Origin of the sequence: Arthrobacter sp. B1I2, from assembly GCF_030816485.1 — a bacterium.
Classification (GTDB): domain Bacteria; phylum Actinomycetota; class Actinomycetes; order Actinomycetales; family Micrococcaceae; genus Arthrobacter.
In genome coordinates this window covers 3757615-3776124 of the sequence record NZ_JAUSYC010000001.1, presented here as the reverse complement: position 1 = coordinate 3776124, position 18510 = coordinate 3757615, and the positions used below count along the sequence as shown (strand labels likewise).

Here is an 18510-nt window from a genome sequence, read left to right as displayed (position 1 = left end):
AGGACGATGACCGTGGCAGAAGTGCTTTCCACCGGAAATCAGCCTGAACGTACCTGCATCGGGTGCCGGAAGAAGGGCCCGCGGTCGCAGTTGCTCCGGCTCGTCGCCGAAGGCAGCGGGTCAACCGCTGTCCTGGTGGATGAACGACGCCGGATGGCTGGCCGGGGTGCATGGCTGCACCCCAGCGAATCGTGCCTGGCTCTGGCGATCAAGCGGCGAGCATTCGGACGTGCCCTTCCGGGCGCAACCGGAACCGCCGCCGTCGAACACTGGATCACGCCAGGCCCGAACGTTGACGCCGCCCCGGTGGCTGCAACACCAACCGTCCAACCTGAAAGCGGGTCAGAAATCTGATGGAAACCCGATGAGTTCCCAGCGATGAGTGCGTAACGATGACAACTTTGTTGCGCTCTGCAATGGGCCCTTTCGCATCAACAGCGGCTGGGGTCCGCAGTAAGAAGTAGACGGTTCGTGCCTGGCTCGGTGCGGACCGAGACAGGAGAAATGTGGCCAAGGTCCGCGTACATGAGCTCGCCAAAGAGCTCGGTATAACTTCCAAAGATGCAGTGACAAAACTGCAGGAACTGGGCGAATTCGTTCGCTCCGCCTCGTCAACCATCGAGGCCCCCGTTGTGCGTAAACTGCGCAACGCCTTCCCCGACGCCGCTGCCAAGTCAGCGGCACCGGCCGCAGCGCCCGCCGCTGCACCCAAGGCACCCGCTCCGGCAGCAGGTTCCCGTCCTTCAGCCCCGGCTCCAGGCCCTGCTGCGCCCAAGGCTCCGGCCTCCAAGGCAGAGGCACAGGCACCGGCTCCGGCTGCTCCCGCCGCGCCTGCACAGGCAGAAGCACCGGCAGCCCCCGCCGCCGCGCCTGCGGCCGCCACAGCTCCGAGCAGCGGCGCTCCGTCCACCGGTGCTAAGCCCGGTGCACGCCCGGCGCCCAAGGCGGACACCCCGGCTCCTTCCGCCCGTCCGGGTGGATCCACGCCGGGTGCGTCCGCTCCCCGTCCCGGCGGTCCCCGTCCGGGCAACAACCCGTTCGCCACTTCGCAGGGCATGCCCCGCGGCGGCCGTGGCGGCGACGGAGAGCGCGCTCCCCGTCCGGGCAACAACCCCTTCGCCACCTCGCAGGGCATGCCCCGTCCCGGTGGCAGCCGCAACGACGGCGACCGTCCCGGTGGTCCCCGTCCCGCAGCAGGTGCAGGTGGACCGCGTCCCGGTGGGCCGCGTCCCGCAGCCGGTGCCGGTGGTCCCCGTCCCGCAGCAGGTGCAGGCGGACCGCGTCCGGGTGCACCGCGTCCCGGCGGTCCCCGTCCTACTCCCGGCATGATGCCCAACCGTACTGAACGCCCGGCTCCGGCCGGTGCTGGACGTCCGGGTGCCGGCGGCCGTGGCCCGGGACGCCCGGGTGGCGCTCCCGGAACCGGTGGTCCCGGTGCAGGCGGCGGAGCTCCCGCCGGCGGTGGCTTCGGCAAGGGCGGCCGCGGCCGCGGCGGCACACAGGGTGCCTTCGGCAAGGGCGGCGCAGGCCGTGGCAAGCAGCGCAAGTCCAAGCGCGCCAAGCGCCAGGAACTTGAGCAGATGAGTGCCCCGTCGCTGGGTGGCGTGAGCGTACCCCGCGGCGACGGCAACACGGTCATCCGTCTGCGCCGTGGCTCGTCCATCACGGACTTCGCCGACAAGATCGAGGCGAACCCCGCCGCACTGGTGACCGTACTGTTCCACCTCGGTGAAATGGCTACCGCCACCCAGTCGCTGGATGAGGAAACCTTCGCGCTGCTGGGTGAAGAACTGGGCTACAAGCTCCAGGTCGTTTCTCCGGAGGATGAGGAGCGCGAGCTGCTCTCCAGCTTCGACATCGACTTTGATGCCGAACTCGAAGCCGAAGGCGACGAGGAACTGGAAGCACGTCCTCCGGTTGTCACCGTCATGGGTCACGTTGACCACGGTAAGACCCGGCTGCTCGATGCCATCCGCAAGTCAGACGTCATGGCGGGCGAGCACGGCGGCATCACGCAGCACATCGGTGCCTACCAGGTCACGCACAACCACGAAGGCGACGACCGCAAGATCACCTTCATCGATACCCCGGGCCACGAGGCGTTCACCGCCATGCGTGCCCGTGGTGCGAAGGTCACCGACATCGCCATCCTGGTGGTCGCAGCGGACGACGGCGTGATGCCGCAGACCGTTGAAGCCCTCAACCACGCCCAGGCGGCCAACGTGCCGATCGTCGTGGCAGTGAACAAGATCGACAAGGAAGGCGCCAACCCGGAGAAGGTCCGCGGCCAGCTGACCGAGTACGGCCTGGTTCCCGAGGAATACGGTGGCGACACCATGTTCGTGGAGGTCTCTGCCCGCCAGAACCTCAACATCGACGAGCTGCTCGAGGCCGTCCTGCTCACCGCGGACGCAGCCCTGGACATGCGCGCCAACCCGAACAAGGACGCCCGCGGTATTGCGATCGAAGCCAACCTGGACAAGGGCCGCGGTGCGGTTGCCACCGTCCTGGTGCAGTCCGGTACCCTGCGCGTCGGCGACACCATCGTGGCAGGCACGGCCCACGGCCGCGTCCGTGCGATGTTCGACGACGACGGCAGTGCGCTGACCGAGGCCGGCCCGTCCCGTCCCGTCCAGGTGCTGGGTCTGTCCAACGTCCCGCGCGCCGGTGACACCTTCTTCGTGACCGCTGACGAGCGCACCGCCCGCCAGATCGCCGAGAAGCGTGAAGCCGCCGACCGTAACGCCGCACTGGCCAAGCGCCGCAAGCGCATCAGCCTGGAAGACTTCGACCAGGCCGTCGCCGAAGGCAAGATCGACACCCTCAACCTCATCCTCAAGGGTGACGTGTCCGGTGCCGTGGAAGCCCTCGAAGACGCGCTGCTCAAGATCGACGTCGGCGAAGGCGTGCAGCTGCGCGTCATCCACCGCGGTGTGGGTGCCATCACCCAGAACGATGTCAACCTGGCAACGGTCGACTCCGCCGTCATCATCGGCTTCAACGTCAAGCCCGCCGAGCGGGTTGCCGAACTGGCAGACCGCGAAGGCGTGGACATGCGCTTCTACTCCGTCATCTACGCAGCAATCGATGACATCGAGATGGCGCTCAAGGGCATGCTCAAGCCGGAATACGAAGAAGTCCAGCTCGGCACCGCCGAGGTCCGCGAAGTCTTCCGCTCCTCCAAGTTCGGAAACATCGCCGGCTCGATCGTCCGCTCGGGCATTATCCGCCGTAACACCAAGGCACGGATCAGCCGCGACGGCAAGATCATCGGTGACAACCTCACCGTTGAGACGCTCAAGCGCTTCAAGGACGACGCCACCGAGGTCCGCACGGACTTCGAGTGTGGTATCGGCCTTGGCTCGTACAACGACATCACCGAAGGTGACATCATCGAGACCTTCGAGATGCGCGAGAAGCCGCGCGTCTAGGCTGGTCCGCCTTCGGGTGAGTCAGCAGTGCCAGGTGCGGGGTCGTTGGGGTTTTCCGGCGGCCCCGCCCCTTCGCTGGGTGGCCTACGTCTTACGACGTCGGCCACCCAGCTCCGGCAGGCCCGATGCCACTCCCGGGCCGCCGGAAAAACCCAACGCAGGTCCGTCGTGCACTCGCCCCAGTGCGTGGTGGCTCGACCCTGGGTGCGTGGCAGGTAACTAAAACGTTCGACGCCGGCCCACTGCCGCCGTCGTACGTCCCATATTTTTCTTAGGAGTTGTTCATGGCTGATCCGGCACGTGCTGCCAAGTTGGCGCAGCGGATTAAGGTTGTTGTTGCTGAGGCCCTGGGCCGGAAGGTTAAGGATCCCCGGCTGGAGGGCATTACTGTTACCGATGCCCGGGTGACCAATGATCTGCAGCATGCCACTGTTTACTACACCGTCCTCGGTGACCAGGCTGTGCAGGCTGATGCTGCCAAGGGGCTTGAGAAAGCCAAGGGTGTGCTTCGGCAGGAAGTCGGCCGGAACATCACCGTTCGCCTGACCCCCACCCTCGAGTTTGTGGCCGACCAGATACCAGTGGTTGCCTCCAATCTCGAAGAATTGCTCCGCGAGGCCAAGAAACGCGACGCCGAGGTAGCCGCACTGGCCGCCCAAGCCAAGCACGCCGGCGACGCCGACCCGTACAAGTCCGACGCATCTGCCGATGTGGACATCGACGAGGACGACTTCGACGAAGAGGACCTGGACCTCAGCGACGAAAGTGACCTCGACGAGGACAGCAACAAATAAGACGCAAGCCAGGGCCCGGGAGATATCCCGGGCCCTGGCATTTTAAACTCTGAAAGTATTCCCTTGCCTACCGGAGATCGGCCTTGATGACCTTTCCTCCGGGCGGCTGTGACGGATCACCCAGGGCGTCGATGGTGGCGTAGAGGGTGTGGCCGCTGATGTCGACGTCTGCCGGGAGGTTCACCGCCAGGAACTGGGAGCGCCGGCCCTCACACGTGTACTTCAGGATCTCGCCGCCGAACAGTGAGGCGACGTACACATCACCGTTGTCTGTCACGGCCAGGCCCGTGGGGCTCATAATGTGATCGACCCAGAGATCCGTATCGCCGTTCCATGGGTTGATCTTGAAGATGGCACCCCGTGCACCCAGTTCCGGTCCTTCCGGGCCGCCGGGCAGCGACGTCACGTACAGCATGCCGTCAGGACCGATCGCCACGTCGGTGGGCACGGGCTCAAAGGCATATTTGTGGCCAGCCACGCAGTCCGGTACCTTCATGGTGCCACCCTGCATGTCGGTGGGAACCACCAAGCCCTTGGGGATGACCGCCGGACGTGCGGGCAGAACCGCGATCGTGTCAATATCACCGCTCTTCAGGTTGACCTTGAGGACCGCGTTCATGCCCGCGTCCGCAACGTACGCCGTGTCATCGCGTACCGCCACAGCGTACGGGTGCGAATCCACCGTGCCCTTGTACTTGGCAGGCGGGAAGGCTGGCCAGCCTGCGAGGCACTGGTCGCTGACGTCGCGACCGAAACCAAAGCGCTGGGAGCCGTCGGGATTCTTGCGGCGTTCGAAGTCAGCGAAGTTGGCGATCGTGTCGACGTTTCCCTTTGAGTCGATGGCCTTCAGGTATCCGTGGAGTGCGGCGGGGTCTCCCTGCCCGGCGCCCACGCTTTCGAGGAAGTACGTCGTGCTGCCGCGCGTGTCAGAGCCCGAAACCTCCCAACCCTGCTTGGCGGTGTAGAGGTTTTCGGTGGACCCGTCACGGTTGATCCGGGTGAGTTTCCCCGCGAAATCCTGTGACGCCAGGACTGACCGTGCTGTTCCTGCGGTGACGTGCAGTGGCGAGATGAGGCCGCCGGCGAGAATCTCATAGTCGGTCCCGTCCCTGGAAGCGGCAGCGGGGCCTGCTGACGCGATGGCCGCGGCCGAAACCGCTATACAGGCTAAAAGTGCGAGTCTTTTCTTCATTGTGGGTACTCCGGGGTGCGAGGCCCTTGCGGGCTGGATATGAAGCCTCGGCAGAGGCGAAATGGTCCCCGGGCGCAAGCGTAGGCTCCTACCAGCGGGTAGTCGTTGGGGGTATGCCCCCTTCTTTCCCCCTTTCCATCCCGCCGCCATGGCCTCTGTGGCTAGGATCGTGCTATGACTACCGCAGACCATGGCGACAGCCCCTTCACGTACCTTGAACAGGCTGTGGAGTTGGCCACGCACAATGTCGGCGAGGGCGGCGGCCCTTTCGGTGCGGTGGTGGTAACGCCTGACGGCCGCGTTCACGCCGGCGTCAACCGGGTCACGCGCGATAACGACCCCACGGCCCACGCGGAAGTAGTGGCTATCCGGGCGGCGGCCGCGGCAACAGCGGACTTCGACCTCACAGGCTCCGTTCTCTACGCAAGCTGTGAGCCCTGCCCGATGTGCCTGGCTTCCGCCCTGTGGGCCAGGATCGGTCGCGTCTACTTCGCCGCGGACCGTCATGGCGCGGCCGCGGCAGGCTTCGATGACGCGCTCTTTTACGACTACTTTAGCGGCGCGGCGCCGGAGCTGATGCCGGTCACCAGGGGTGACATCCCGACGTCGGACGTCCCCTTCCAAACATGGCGCGCCTTTGACAGCAGGAGGGAATACTAGCCATGGAACCCGCACTTCTCAGCTGCCCCGCCTGCGGTAAGACGAACCGGGTGCCTGCCCAGGCTTCAGGCCGCCCCCGCTGTGGCAACTGCAAAGCCGACCTGCCGTGGATCGTGTCCGCGGGCGATGGCGACTTCGCTGCCGAGGCGGAGCTGTCTCCAGTGCCGGTACTGGTGGATTTCTGGGCCGCCTGGTGCGGACCCTGCCGCATGGTCAGCCCCGTCCTGGACAAGCTGGCCCGGGAACGGCCCGGGAAACTAAAGCTGGTGAAGGTGGACGTGGACACGTCGCCCGGCTTATCGCGGCGGTTCGATGTCCAGGCCATTCCGACCCTGATGGTGCTCGTAGACGGAAAGGTCGCAGCGCGCCAGGCAGGAGCCGCACCGGCGGACGTCCTCCGTTCCTGGTTGGACAAGGCCCTCGCCGGCGCCCGCAAATGACGCGGCGCACAACCAATACTGCCCGGGCCGGCGGAACCCGGAATTAACGCGGGTCGGATTTACAGCCGGGCCCCCGGAAGCCGGGAGAGTCCGTTCAGCAGTTCCTGCTTCCTGCCGCACAGCGCGATCCGGACCCACCCCTCGCCAATGGAGCCAAAGGCAGTCCCCGGAGCCAGGGCCACACCGGAATCCGCCAGGAAGCGCCGGACCCAGGCCCGCACATCTCCACCGGTCACGTGGGACATGTCAGCCCACAGGTAGAACGCGCCCTGCGCCGGAAGGTAGCGGATCCCCTTCGCAGCCAGGACCGCCGAGGCGGCGTCCCGGTTTTCCCGGTAGTGCTGGTGGGCGTGCCGGACGTAGTCCTGGGGCCCGGTGAGGGCTGCCACTGCCGCGTACTGCGGCGCGGACGCCACGCACGAGACGATGGATTCCATGACGTTGTCCATCTTCTGTTCCAGGCCCGGAGGGCAGATGAGCGCGCCGATGCGCAGCCCCGTCAGGCCGTAGGTCTTGGACAGTGTCAGCGAAGTGAACACGCGCGCATCTGCCGGCGTGCCGCCGTCGAACCTTGCCGGGCTGATGTGGGGCACATCGTAGGTGAACGCCTCGTAGCACTCGTCCGAAATCACCCAGATATCGTGCCGGCGGGCCAGGTCCATCAGGTCCCGGACCAGTTCTTCACCGAGCACGGCACCGAGTGGGTTGGACGGGGAGTTGAGCACCAGCACCCTGGTGCGGCTGGTGATGAGCGCCTCCACATCGGCGACCCGTGGCTGGAAGCCGTGATCGGGGTGCAGGGGATAACCCACCGGGACGGCATTGAGCAGCCGGCTGGTCATGGCAAAGGTGGGGTAGCCGGGGTTGGGGATCAGGATTTCGTCGCCGGGGGAGAGCAGCAGGCTCATGGCGAAGTGCAGGCCCTGCTGCGCGCCGGACACCACATAGACGCGGTCCGCGCCGACGTTGACTCCCTGTTCTTCCCGGAACCTGGCAGCGAACGCTTCACGGAGTGCGGGAATCCCGGCGTTCGGCGTGTAGTTGGTTTCGTCGCGGTCCAGGCAGGCGATGCCTGCGTCCAGGACATGGCGGGGGAGCGGGAAACCGGGCTCCCCGATGCTCAACACGATGGCGCCGGGAGTGCGCCACGCCGCCTCTGTGATCTCGCGGATCTGGTTAACGGGCACGTCGCGGACATGGGCGGCAAGCTCAGGCATGCCAGCCATCCTAGCCGTCCTTGCGGGGCCGGCCCTGAGCAACCGGGCCAGGCAGGGTGGCGTAGGCGCGGGGGTGTGGGCGGGTGCGCCAACCTGCGCCGATATACTGGTAGGCGTGCTTTCTGGACTGGTGATAGTGGACAAGCCGCAGGGATGGACCAGCCATGATGTGGTTGGCCGGATGCGGCGCCTCGCAGGGACCCGGAAAGTGGGGCACGCAGGAACACTCGATCCCATGGCCACGGGCGTGCTGGTGATCGGCATCAACAAAGCCACACGGCTGCTGACCTACATCGTGGGCACCTCCAAGACCTACACCGCCACCATCCGGCTGGGCCAGTCGACCGTTACGGACGATGCCGAAGGGGAGGTCACGGCCACGGCCGGCACTTCCGGCGTCAGCGACCAGGCAATTTACGACGGCGTCGCGGCCCTCACGGGCGACATCCAGCAGGTGCCCAGCAGCGTCAGCGCCATCAAGGTGAACGGGGAACGCGCCTATGCGCGGGTACGGTCCGGCGAGGACGTGAAGCTGGCAGCACGCCCCGTCACCATCCACCGGTTTGATGTCCACGGCATCCGGCGGGAGGCGGAAGCGAATGTGGTTGACCTCGATGTCACCGTCGAATGCTCCTCGGGCACCTACATCCGTGCCCTCGCCCGGGACCTGGGCAGCGCCCTGGGCACGGGCGGACACCTCACCGCCCTCCGCAGGACCCACGTGGGCCCCTACTCACTGGACCAGGCGCGCACCCTGGAACAGTTGGCCGAAGAGCTCAACGTCCTGGAGATGTCGCAGGCTGCCCGGGCACTGATGCCCAACCGCGAGCTTAGCGCCGAGGAAACCACGGAGATCTCGTTCGGGCGGCGGATCGCTGCCGGCGCCGCCCCCGGGAGCCCTTCCGCTGCCACCGCCGACCACCCCGCAGCCGCCTTCGCCCCCGATGGGAGCCTGGTGGCCCTTCTCGCCGACGCGGGCAGTTACGCCAAGCCGGTGCTGGTCTTCGCCCCAGGCACCGGGACGGCCGCAGCCGCCGCGAAGGCGTAAGCATGGACGCATATTTTTGGATCATCCTCGTCGTCGGACTGGTGTCCACGCTGGTGTGCCTTGGTGCGGGAATCATGAAGAAGTCACCCAACGACGTCACCATCCTCTCCGTCGTGGCCGTGGAAGCAGCCCTGGTGGTGTACCTGGTGGGTTCGATCGTCCGGGTTATCGCCGGTGAACCGATAGCTGGTGAGGCGTGGGAGTTCTGGGGCTATATGGCCACCGCCATGCTCCTGCCGCCGGCGGCAATCTATTGGTCCATCCTGGAGCGCACGCGGTGGAGCAATTTTGTCCTGGCCGCAGTTGGCGTCACGGCACTCGTCATGGCTGCCCGAATGAACCAGATCTGGTACTGAAGTGGAAGAAGCAGCAGGAATGAAACACAAGCAGGCCCAGCCGGACACCGGCGAAACATCCGTCCGCAATACCCGCAACACGGGTCCTGGCCGCCTGCTGATAGCGGTGTACGGGGTTTTCGCCATCTCAGCCACTGCGCGTGCCGGGTACCAGATCCTCACCAAGTTCTCCGAGGCGCCGCTGGCGTACCTGCTCTCCGCGTTCGCCGCCCTGGTGTACGTGGTGGCCACGGTTTCGCTGGCCAAGGCCGGAACCACCTGGTTCAAGGTCTCCGTTGCCGCGGTACTGGTTGAACTGGCAGGTGTCCTGGTGGTGGGGACGCTGAGCATCCTGGATTCCGTGCAGTTCCCGCACGAGACGGTCTGGTCGCTGTTTGGCCGCGGCTACGGCTTCATCCCCCTGTTGCTGCCCATCCTCGGACTGGTGTGGCTCTACCGGCGCCGGCCCTCCGCGGCACATGCAACGCGCGCCAAAGCGGCGCAGTGAATCCGGGTAACCTTGAAGAGTTCCGCGGCCGGCATGGTTCCGGAACGTTGATGCTTGCAGGCAGCTTAAGGCGAGGGTGATGGTTTACATCTGGAACGATCCGTCCGATGTCCCGGCGGACTTCGGCCCATCTGTTGTCACTTTCGGCAACTTCGACGGCGTTCACCGCGGCCACCAGCAGGTGCTGTCCCAGCTGATCCGTTCGGCCCGCCTCTCCCACGCCAAGGCTGTGGCTGTCACCTTCGATCCCCACCCGGCAGTAATCCACCGGCCCGAGGCCGCACCGGAGCTGATCATGGGCCTGGACGACAAGCTGGACGCTCTTGGCGGGCTCGGCCTGGACGCCATCCTGGTGGTCAAGTACTCGCTGGACCTCGCCAGCCTCACGGCCGAGGAATTCGTGGAGCAGTACCTGGTGGACTGCCTGCACGCCAGCCACGTGGTGATCGGCCACGACGCCCGCTTCGGCCGTGGCAACTCCGGCGACCTGGACACCATGAAGGCGCTGGGCGAAAAATTCGGCTTCGACGTGCAGGTCATCAGCGAGTTCGGGGCCGAGGGCTACCCCTTGCATGACGACGACGGCACGGACCGCCGCTGCTCCTCCACCTGGGTGCGTGAAGCCTTGCAGGAGGGCGACGTCGCCACTGCCGCCTCGGTCCTGGGCCGGCCGCACAGAATGCGGGGCGAGGTGGTTCATGGTGCCGCCCGCGGCCGGGCCCTCGGTTTCCCCACGGCGAACCTCTCCTCAAACGCCACCGGGTTGATCCCGGCCGACGGCATCTACGCCGGCTGGCTGGTGGACCAGGCCGGGACGCGCTGGCCGGCAGCGATCTCGGTGGGGTCCAATCCCACCTTCGACGGCGTGAGCCGCCAGGTGGAGGCGCACGTCATCGACAGGCCCAAGGAGGCCGTGGAGGACTTCGATCTGTACGGCCAGACAGTGATCGTTGAATTCGTGGCGCGGCTACGCGGCATGGTGGCCTACCGTGGCCCTGAGGCCCTGGTGGAACAGATGCAGCTGGATGTGGCCGAGGCCCACCAGCTCCTGGCCGCCCACTGACTGCAGCATCCGCAGGGGTGTCAACAACGAAAGGCAGTACGTGTCCGTCGAAAAGAACACCCGCAAGCTGGATAAGGGGATCGTCCGCGACTTCAGCTCGCGGATGAGCTACGCCTCCTACCTGCAGCTTCCCACGCTGCTCAGTGCGCAGCAGCCGGTCAGCCAGCCCGAACACCACGACGAGATGCTGTTCATCATCCAGCACCAGACCACGGAGCTGTGGCTGAAACTGGTCCTGCATGAACTGCGCAGCGCGGCGGCCTGGCTCCGCGAAGACGACCTGGGCTCGGCGCTCAAGGGCATTGCCAGGGTCAAGCACATCCAGAAGACCCTCACGGAGCAGTGGTCGGTGCTGGCCACGCTGACCCCCACCGAGTATTCGCAGTTCCGGGGCTTCCTGGGCAACTCCTCAGGGTTCCAGTCCGCCCAGTACCGCGCGGTCGAGTTCGTCCTGGGAAACAAGAACCGCAAGATGCTGCCGGTCTTCGAATCCGATCCCCAGGCCCACGCCATGCTGGAAGAGCTGCTTGCCGCCCCCAGCATCTACGACGAATTCCTGGCCTACCTCTCCCGTCAGGGGTTCGATGTTCCGCGTTCGGTGCTGGACCGGGATATGACCCGCGCGCACGAGTTCAGCCCCGAACTGGTCCCGCTTTTCAAACACATCTATGAGAACGCGGCGGACAACTGGGCGGCCTATGAGGCGTGCGAGGAACTGGTGGACCTGGAGGACAACTTCCAGCTCTGGCGGTTCCGGCACCTGCGCACCGTCCAGCGGACCATCGGCATGAAGACCGGCACCGGCGGGTCCAGCGGGGCCGCCTTCCTGCAGAAGGCCCTGGAACTGACGTTCTTCCCGGAACTATTCGCTGTCAGGACGGAGATCGGACAATGAGCATCCACCAGGAAAACTCCACCGCTGTGGCCGCCGAAGAGCTCCGCCAGCGGGCTGAGGAGCTGGACCGCCGGGACGCCCTGGCGCACTACCGGGACCACTTCATCGGCACGGATACGCCCCTGTCCTACCTGGACGGCAACTCCCTTGGCCGGCCCCTGAAACGGACCGCCGACGACGTGGCCGCCTTCATCCGGGACGAGTGGGGTGGCCGCCTCATCCGCGGCTGGGACGAACAGTGGCTCAACATGCCGCAGGCAATTGGTGACCAGCTGGGCCGCGCAGTCCTTGGGGCGGCCCCGGGACAGACCATCATTGCCGATTCCACCACCGTGGTGCTCTACAAGCTGATCCGCGCAGCCCTCGCCGCTGTGCAGGACCGGGACCGCAACGAGCTGGTGCTGGACACCGAAAATTTTCCCACGGACCGCTACCTCGTCGAGGGCATCGCGCTGGAGGAAGGCCTGACCCTCCGCTGGATCGAGCCGGATCCGGCTGCGGGGGTGACCCTTGAGCAAGTGCGCCAGGCCGCCGGGCCGCGCACCGCCGTCGTCCTCCTCAGCCAGATCGCCTACCGCTCCGGCCACCTGGCCGATCTGCCCGGGATCACCGCGGCAGTGCACGACGCCGGCGCCCTGGTGGTGTGGGATCTTTGCCATTCGGCGGGGTCGGTGGAGATCGACCTGGACGGCGCGGGCGTCGACTTCGCCGCGGGGTGCACTTACAAGTATCTCAACGGCGGCCCCGGATCGCCCGCGTTCGCTTACGTCAACCAGCGGCACCTGGCCACCCTCAACCAGCCCATCTGGGGCTGGATGGGCCGCAAGGACGCCTTTGAGATGGCTGCCGGCTACCAGCCTGCCTCCGGCATCCGCGGCTTCCTCAGCGGTACACCCGCCGTTTTCGGCATGCTCGCCATGCAGGCCACCCTGGACCTCATCGAGGAAGCCTCCATGGCTGCCATCCGGGACAAATCCGTGGGACTGACAGGGTTCGCCGTCGAGGTCTTCGACGCCTGGCTGGCCCCGCTTGGCGCCGAGCTGGCGTCGCCCCGGGATCCGGGGGAGCGGGGCGGCCACATCACGGTGGACCACCCGGCCTTCACCAAGGCGACCGTGGAAGCACTCTGGGAAGGGGACGTCATCCCGGACTTCCGCTCCCCGCACGGCATCCGGGTGGGCTTGTCACCCCTGAGCACCAGTTTTGCCGAAGTACTCCAAGGCCTGGCGGCCATCCGCGACCGGCTGCAGGGCTGACTGGCGCACGGTTTCCACGCACTGTTTCGACAGGTCAGGCCGGGGCCGGTAAACTTGAGGATGGAACCGGCTGCAGTCCGTGGCGGCTGGTTCCTGTTGTTGGCGGCCTCCTCCGGTTTTCACCGAGTGGACGTACACGGCAGACCCGGCGGTGAGTTACTGACCTGGGCCCTCACGGCACATCCCCAAGGAGTTATTGTGGCACTTGAAGCCGCTGTAAAGCAGTCCATCATCAAGGAATACGCAACCGCCGAAGGCGACACCGGTTCACCGGAGGTCCAGGTTGCGGTCCTGACCCAGCGGATCAAGGATCTGACTGAGCACATGAAGGAGCACAAGCACGATTACCACACCCAGCGCGGTCTGCTGGGCATGGTCGGTCGTCGCAAGCGCATGCTTGGCTACCTGAAGAAGACTGACATCAACCGCTACCGTGCGCTCATCGAGCGCCTCGGCCTGCGCCGCTAGTCGGACTTTAGGGCGGCCCTGTCCCATCTGGGACCGGGCTGCCCCGCTCCACCAAAAAAACTAAACAGGAGGATCAACCGCATCAAGCATTCGCGGTCCTCGGTAGTGATCCCCGGGAACGGCTTCGTTGACTGAAGCCCGCGGCCCGTGGGTCTCGATCGACGACCGGGTGCAGGGCCAGTCGACAAATGCTGGCCTGGGTTGATGCGGCTGGACTTCCGTAAATACAGAAACGGAGGTGACTCTCTTGGAGGGTCCCGAAATCCAGTTCTCAGAAGCAGTCATTGACAATGGCCGATTCGGCAAGCGGGTCATCCGCTTCGAAACCGGCCGCCTCGCCAAGCAGGCAGCCGGCGCAGCCATGGTGTACATCGACGATGACACCGCGCTGCTGTCCGCCACCACCGCCGGCAAGCACCCGCGTGAAGGCTTTGACTTCTTCCCGCTGACGGTCGACGTCGAAGAGCGCATGTACGCCGCCGGCCGCATCCCGGGCTCGTTCTTCCGCCGTGAAGGGCGCCCGTCCACCGAGGCCATCCTGGCTTGCCGCCTGATGGACCGCCCGCTGCGCCCCGCCTTCATCAAGGGCCTGCGCAACGAGGTCCAGATCGTGGTCACCGTCCTGGCCATCAACCCCGACGAGCTGTACGACGTGGTGGCCATCAACGCCTCTTCCATGTCCACCCAGCTGTCCGGCCTGCCGTTCTCCGGTCCCATCGGCGGCGTCCGCGTTGCCCTGGTCGCCGACGAAAACGGCTCCCAGTGGGTTGCTTTCCCCAAGCACTCCCAGCTGGAAAACTCCGTGTTCAACATGGTGGTAGCCGGCCGCGTTGCCGGTGACGACGTCGCCATCATGATGGTCGAGGCCGAAGCCACCGACAACTCCTGGAACCTCATCAAGGAACAGGGCGCCACCGCCCCCACCGAAGAGGTCGTGTCCGAGGGCCTCGAGGCTGCCAAGCCGTTCATCAAGGCACTCTGCGACGCCCAGGCTGACCTCGCTGCCCGCGCTGCCAAGCCCACCGTTGAGTTCCCGGTCTTCCTGGACTACGAGGACGACGCTTACGCCGCCGTCGAATCCGCTGCAGCCGAAAAGCTTGCCGCTGTCTTCCAGATCGCCGACAAGCAGGAACGCGACAACGCCTCCGACGCGCTCAAGGACGAGGTCCTCGCCGGCCTGGCCGGCCAGTTCGAAGGCCGCGAGAAGGAACTGTCCGCAGCCTTCCGCTCGGTCACCAAGCACGTTGTGCGCCAGCGCATCCTCAAGGACCAGATCCGCATCGACGGCCGCGGCCTGACGGACATCCGCCAGCTCACCGCCGAGGTCGAGGTCCTGCCCCGCGTTCACGGTTCCGCCATCTTCGAGCGCGGCGAGACCCAGATCATGGGTGTCACCACGCTGAACATGCTCAAGATGGAACAGCAGATCGACTCGCTGTCGCCGGTGACGCGCAAGCGCTACATGCACAACTACAACTTCCCGCCGTACTCCACCGGTGAAACCGGCCGCGTGGGCTCGCCCAAGCGCCGCGAAATCGGCCACGGCGCCCTGGCCGAACGCGCCCTCGTGCCCGTCCTGCCGTCCCGCGAGGAATTCCCGTACGCCATCCGCCAGGTATCCGAGGCCCTTAGCTCCAACGGTTCGACGTCGATGGGTTCCGTCTGTGCCTCCACCCTGTCCCTGCTGAACGCCGGTGTGCCCCTGAAGGCCGCCGTCGCCGGCATCGCCATGGGCCTGGTTTCCGACCAGGTTGACGGCCAGACCCGCTACGCGGCCCTGACCGACATCCTCGGCGCCGAAGACGCCTTCGGTGACATGGACTTCAAGGTTGCCGGTACGTCCGAGTTCGTCACGGCCATCCAGCTGGACACCAAGCTCGACGGCATCCCCGCCTCCGTGCTGGCAGCAGCACTGAAGCAGGCCCGTGAAGCCCGCCTGCACATCCTCGAGGTCCTCAACTCGGCCATCGACACCCCGGACGAGCTCTCCGAGTTCGCGCCGCGCGTCATCGCCGTCAAGATCCCCGTGGATAAGATCGGCGAGGTCATCGGCCCCAAGGGCAAGATGATCAACCAGATCCAGGAGGACACCGGCGCCGACATCTCCATCGAGGACGACGGCACGGTCTACATTGGCGCCACCAACGGTCCGTCTGCAGATGCAGCACGCTCCGCCATCAACGCCATTGCCAACCCGCAGGTCCCCGAGATCGGCGAGCGTTACTTGGGCACGGTCGTCAAGACCACCACCTTCGGTGCCTTCGTGTCGCTGACCCCGGGCAAGGACGGCCTCCTGCACATCTCCGAGCTCCGCAAGCTGGCCAACGGCAAGCGCGTGGACAACGTCGACGACGTTGTTTCGGTGGGCCAGAAGGTCCAGGTGGAGATCACCAAGATCGACGACCGTGGAAAGCTTTCGCTCGCCCCGGTAGTTGCCGAGGAAGAAGGCGCCGAGGTCGAGACCGAGCGCGCCCACACCGAGGAGCCTGCTGAAGGCGCTGACGTCTAACAGCCCGGGCTTCCCGGCATAAGCATGAAGCGGCGGGACCGGTGGATGATCCACCGGTCCCGCCGCTGTTACGATGGCAGCCAGATCCGGCTGCCCGTCCCGAAAGGCATCAATGACTGTAGTACCCCTGCCGCTTGAGCAGAACCACGCCGGCGACACCCTGGTCCATGGCTCCGACGGCGGGTCCGAGGTGCGGCGATCAGTGCTGCCCGGGGGAGTGCGGGTACTGACAGAGGCGATGCCGGGCCAGCGGTCGGCCACCATCGGGTTCTGGGTCGGCGTCGGGTCCCGGGACGAGGCGCCCGGCCAGCACGGATCCACCCACTTCCTTGAGCACCTGCTGTTCAAAGGCACACAGCGCCGTACAGCCTTGGAAATTGCCTCCGCATTTGATGAGGTGGGCGGGGAATCAAACGCGGCAACGGCCAAGGAAAGTACGTGCTACTTCGCCCGGGTCCTTGATTCGGACCTTCCCATGGCCATCGACGTCATCGCGGACATGATCACCGGAGCCGTGCTGGATCCGGACGAGATGGAGCAGGAACGGGACGTCATCCTTGAGGAAATCGCCATGGACAGCGATGACCCCACGGATGTGGCGCATGAGCACTTTGTCGCCGCGGTCCTTGGGAGCCACCCGCTGGGCCGGCCGATCGGTGGTACTCCTGCGGCGATCAAAGCCGTGGCGCGGGACTCCGTGTGGGAGCACTACCGCAGGTACTACAAGCCGGAGGAACTGGTCATCACCGCCGCCGGCGGCTTGGATCACGACGTCGTGTGCGGACTTGTGGTGGATGCCCTTGAGTCTGCGGGCTGGTCGCTGGAGTCCGACGCGGCGCCGGTGCAGCGGCGTTCCACGGAGCGTGCCCTGATCGCTGGAACCGCAGGCCTGCACGTGGTCAAGCGCGCCGTGGAGCAGGCGAACATCATCATGGGATGCCCAACGATCGTTGCAACCGACGAGCGGCGCTACGTCATGAGTGTCCTGAACGCGGTCCTGGGCGGCGGCATGTCCTCCCGGCTGTTCCAGGAGGTCCGCGAGAAGCGTGGGCTGGTGTACTCCACCTACTCCTTTGCATCGTCCTATGCCGACGCCGGCTACTTCGGGATGTACGCGGGCTGCACGCCATCCAAAGTCCGTCAAGTGCTGGACCTGCTGGCTGTGGAACTCGACAAGCTCGCCGAGCACGGAATTTCCGACGACGAACTCCGGAAAGCCGTGGGACAGCTCGGCGGCGGAATTGTCCTGGCGCTGGAGGACACCGGTTCCCGGATGTCCCGGCTGGGCCGCGCTGAGCTGGTATCCGGTGAGTACCAGGACATCGACGAAACCCTGCGCCTGATCAAAGCGGTCACCACGGAACAGGTCCAGGAACTGGCCGCCGAACTCGCTGCCGCGCCGCGAACCATCACCGTGGTGGGGCCGTTCGACGAGACGGAAACTTTCGGGCTGTAGGCAACTGGCGCCGCGGCGCTGCAGAGTCCATCCTGAGTGGGAGGTGATCTTCGGCAGGGGGTGGCGGGACGATGAACGGGCCAGGGCTGGTGCGCGGACATCCGGCGTTATCGGGCCTGCTGGGTCACTGGCGGGGCAGCACCCATGTTGCTGCCGGTCCCTGGGGGCCGGAACACAGCGTGGACGCGGAGGTGACCTACAGCCAGGTTGCCGGGGGTCTTGGTGTGGTCCAGAGCTACCGGCACCTTGAGCCGGACGGCGGCCACTTTGAAGGCCACGGCATTTTTACCGTGGACCCGGTGCACAACGACGTGCTCTGGTACTACGTTGACAGCACCGGCGTGCCGCGCGGTACGGCCGCCCGCCTGCACGTGGCGCAATGGCATCCTCCGCGTTGAACGTTGCAGTGCCGCAGGCTGGACACGTCACTCTATTTCGGTTGAGGACGGTGTCCTGACCCACGCCACTGAATTACGTTCGCTTGGCCGGGACGACGGGGGTCACGGACTGGACACCGGCACCAACGGCACGGCTTCGGCCTACAGGCCGTTCATGCACTCGGTCTTCCACCGTGACTGAGCGGCGGCTCAGGGTGCAGCCTCGATGATTCGCGTTTTCGGTGCTCCGGCGAGAGCAGGGGCATTGTCATTGGAACGCCAGACATGTTCGCGGAGGTTGGAGAGCAACTGCTCTGCCTTCTCCAAATCGGCAAAGTCCAGCTCAACCACGATGTAGTGGGAGTCTCCGACTGGACGGCCTATCCTGTGTGCGAGTACGCCGGCGGCGGCCCTGTTTACCGGATCCCGGTCAAAGGCCGACTTCCAGGTTGGGAAGTCCGTAATCTGGTGTTCGATCTGCAAGGTGTACAACGGAATCTCCTTATTCGCTCCGCCAAGTGGGGGCTGCCCCCATTGCCAAAGTAGAGGGCGCGGGCCGCGGAGGGTATCCCAGAAATCTGGGTAGTGGTGCGTGCGTCCTGGCCGAAGGGCGGGAGCATACTGGGGACATGAACAGGAGCTGGGCTGAGGAACGGAGCCTGGAGCGCGCTGGGCTTCTTGCCGGCTCGGACGTGACACACCAGGTCCTCCGCAGAGCAGTGGTCGCCGAAATAGGCAGGATGTTGCCCTTCGATGCCTTTGTCTGGCCTCTCTGTGATCCCCTTACGACCGTAGGGATGGCGCCACGTGCCAGGATTCCCTGCCCCCGGGAGTTGCCGCGGCTTATCCGCCTCAAGTACC

The 18510-nt window shown here is 65.8% G+C and carries 18 protein-coding genes; 15 read left to right on the top strand and 3 right to left on the bottom strand.

Annotated features, from left to right (window positions below; all coding sequences use genetic code 11):
* Window positions 1–6: 6 nt before the first annotated feature.
* The 3 genes from QFZ57_RS17595 to rbfA all read left to right on the top strand — a co-directional run bounded on the left by QFZ57_RS17595 (window position 7) and on the right by rbfA (window position 4225).
* Complete coding sequence (locus tag QFZ57_RS17595; protein ID WP_306631781.1) at window positions 7–354, top strand: YlxR family protein; 348 nt, start codon at window positions 7–9, stop codon at window positions 352–354.
* 152 nt (window positions 355–506) lie between these two features.
* Window positions 507–3431, top strand: coding sequence for a translation initiation factor IF-2 (gene infB, locus QFZ57_RS17590; protein ID WP_306901105.1), 2925 nt, complete (start codon window positions 507–509; stop codon window positions 3429–3431).
* A 284-nt stretch (window positions 3432–3715) separates the two neighbouring features.
* On the top strand, window positions 3716–4225 hold the full coding sequence (rbfA, locus tag QFZ57_RS17585) for a 30S ribosome-binding factor RbfA (RefSeq protein WP_306631779.1): 510 nt from the start codon (window positions 3716–3718) through the stop codon (window positions 4223–4225).
* 67 nt (window positions 4226–4292) lie between these two features.
* Here rbfA and QFZ57_RS17580 read toward each other — a convergent pair whose 3' ends face one another.
* Window positions 4293–5417: a ScyD/ScyE family protein gene (locus QFZ57_RS17580; RefSeq protein ID WP_306631778.1), complete on the bottom strand. Its 1125-nt coding sequence runs from the start codon at window positions 5415–5417 to the stop codon at window positions 4293–4295.
* Window positions 5418–5591: 174 nt separating this feature from the next.
* Here QFZ57_RS17580 and QFZ57_RS17575 point away from each other — a divergent pair, with 174 nt between their 5' ends.
* Entirely contained in the window at window positions 5592–6077 is a 486-nt protein-coding gene (locus QFZ57_RS17575) for a nucleoside deaminase (protein ID WP_306901104.1), read from the top strand.
* Window positions 6078–6079: 2 nt separating this feature from the next.
* Window positions 6080–6517 carry a thioredoxin gene (gene trxA, locus QFZ57_RS17570; protein WP_306901103.1) on the top strand — a complete coding sequence of 146 codons (438 nt, stop codon included), beginning with the start codon at window positions 6080–6082 and terminating at the stop codon, window positions 6515–6517.
* A 59-nt stretch (window positions 6518–6576) separates the two neighbouring features.
* On the opposite strand, the gene QFZ57_RS17565 is transcribed toward trxA, so the two are convergent.
* Window positions 6577–7734 (bottom strand): pyridoxal phosphate-dependent aminotransferase, encoded by a 1158-nt coding sequence (locus QFZ57_RS17565; protein ID WP_306901102.1) that lies wholly within the window; start codon window positions 7732–7734, stop codon window positions 6577–6579.
* Between the two features lie 115 nt (window positions 7735–7849).
* Here QFZ57_RS17565 and truB point away from each other — a divergent pair, with 115 nt between their 5' ends.
* From truB to QFZ57_RS17515, 10 genes are all read left to right on the top strand, one after another.
* Window positions 7850–8782, top strand: a complete 933-nt coding sequence (gene truB / locus QFZ57_RS17560) for a tRNA pseudouridine(55) synthase TruB (RefSeq protein ID WP_306901101.1) — start codon at window positions 7850–7852, stop codon at window positions 8780–8782.
* 2 nt (window positions 8783–8784) lie between these two features.
* Window positions 8785–9138, top strand: coding sequence for a hypothetical protein (locus QFZ57_RS17555; RefSeq protein ID WP_306631774.1), 354 nt, complete (start codon window positions 8785–8787; stop codon window positions 9136–9138).
* A 19-nt stretch (window positions 9139–9157) separates the two neighbouring features.
* Window positions 9158–9625: a hypothetical protein gene (locus QFZ57_RS17550; RefSeq protein WP_306901100.1), complete on the top strand. Its 468-nt coding sequence runs from the start codon at window positions 9158–9160 to the stop codon at window positions 9623–9625.
* 79 nt (window positions 9626–9704) lie between these two features.
* Window positions 9705–10688 (top strand): bifunctional riboflavin kinase/FAD synthetase, encoded by a 984-nt coding sequence (locus QFZ57_RS17545; protein WP_306631772.1) that lies wholly within the window; start codon window positions 9705–9707, stop codon window positions 10686–10688.
* Window positions 10689–10728: 40 nt separating this feature from the next.
* Window positions 10729–11583 carry a tryptophan 2,3-dioxygenase gene (gene kynA / locus QFZ57_RS17540; protein ID WP_306901099.1) on the top strand — a complete coding sequence of 285 codons (855 nt, stop codon included), beginning with the start codon at window positions 10729–10731 and terminating at the stop codon, window positions 11581–11583.
* Window positions 11580–12839 carry a kynureninase gene (locus tag QFZ57_RS17535; protein ID WP_306901098.1) on the top strand — a complete coding sequence of 420 codons (1260 nt, stop codon included), beginning with the start codon at window positions 11580–11582 and terminating at the stop codon, window positions 12837–12839. Before kynA ends, QFZ57_RS17535 begins: the two co-directional genes overlap by 4 nt.
* A 198-nt stretch (window positions 12840–13037) precedes the next feature.
* Window positions 13038–13307: a 30S ribosomal protein S15 gene (rpsO, locus tag QFZ57_RS17530; protein WP_306631769.1), complete on the top strand. Its 270-nt coding sequence runs from the start codon at window positions 13038–13040 to the stop codon at window positions 13305–13307.
* Window positions 13308–13554: 247 nt separating this feature from the next.
* The gene (locus tag QFZ57_RS17525) at window positions 13555–15816 is read left to right on the top strand and encodes a polyribonucleotide nucleotidyltransferase (RefSeq protein WP_306901613.1); all 2262 of its coding nucleotides are present in this window, start codon (window positions 13555–13557) and stop codon (window positions 15814–15816) included.
* A gap of 112 nt (window positions 15817–15928) precedes the next feature.
* Window positions 15929–17272 carry a M16 family metallopeptidase gene (locus QFZ57_RS17520; RefSeq protein WP_306901097.1) on the top strand — a complete coding sequence of 448 codons (1344 nt, stop codon included), beginning with the start codon at window positions 15929–15931 and terminating at the stop codon, window positions 17270–17272.
* Between the two features lie 71 nt (window positions 17273–17343).
* A complete protein-coding gene (locus QFZ57_RS17515) occupies window positions 17344–17670 on the top strand; it encodes a DUF1579 family protein (RefSeq protein ID WP_306901096.1) in 327 nt (108 codons plus the stop codon).
* A gap of 189 nt (window positions 17671–17859) precedes the next feature.
* Here the strand turns inward: QFZ57_RS17515 and QFZ57_RS17510 are convergent, their stop codons facing one another.
* Window positions 17860–18141: a hypothetical protein gene (locus tag QFZ57_RS17510; RefSeq protein WP_306631766.1), complete on the bottom strand. Its 282-nt coding sequence runs from the start codon at window positions 18139–18141 to the stop codon at window positions 17860–17862.
* Window positions 18142–18510 lie beyond the last annotated feature (369 nt).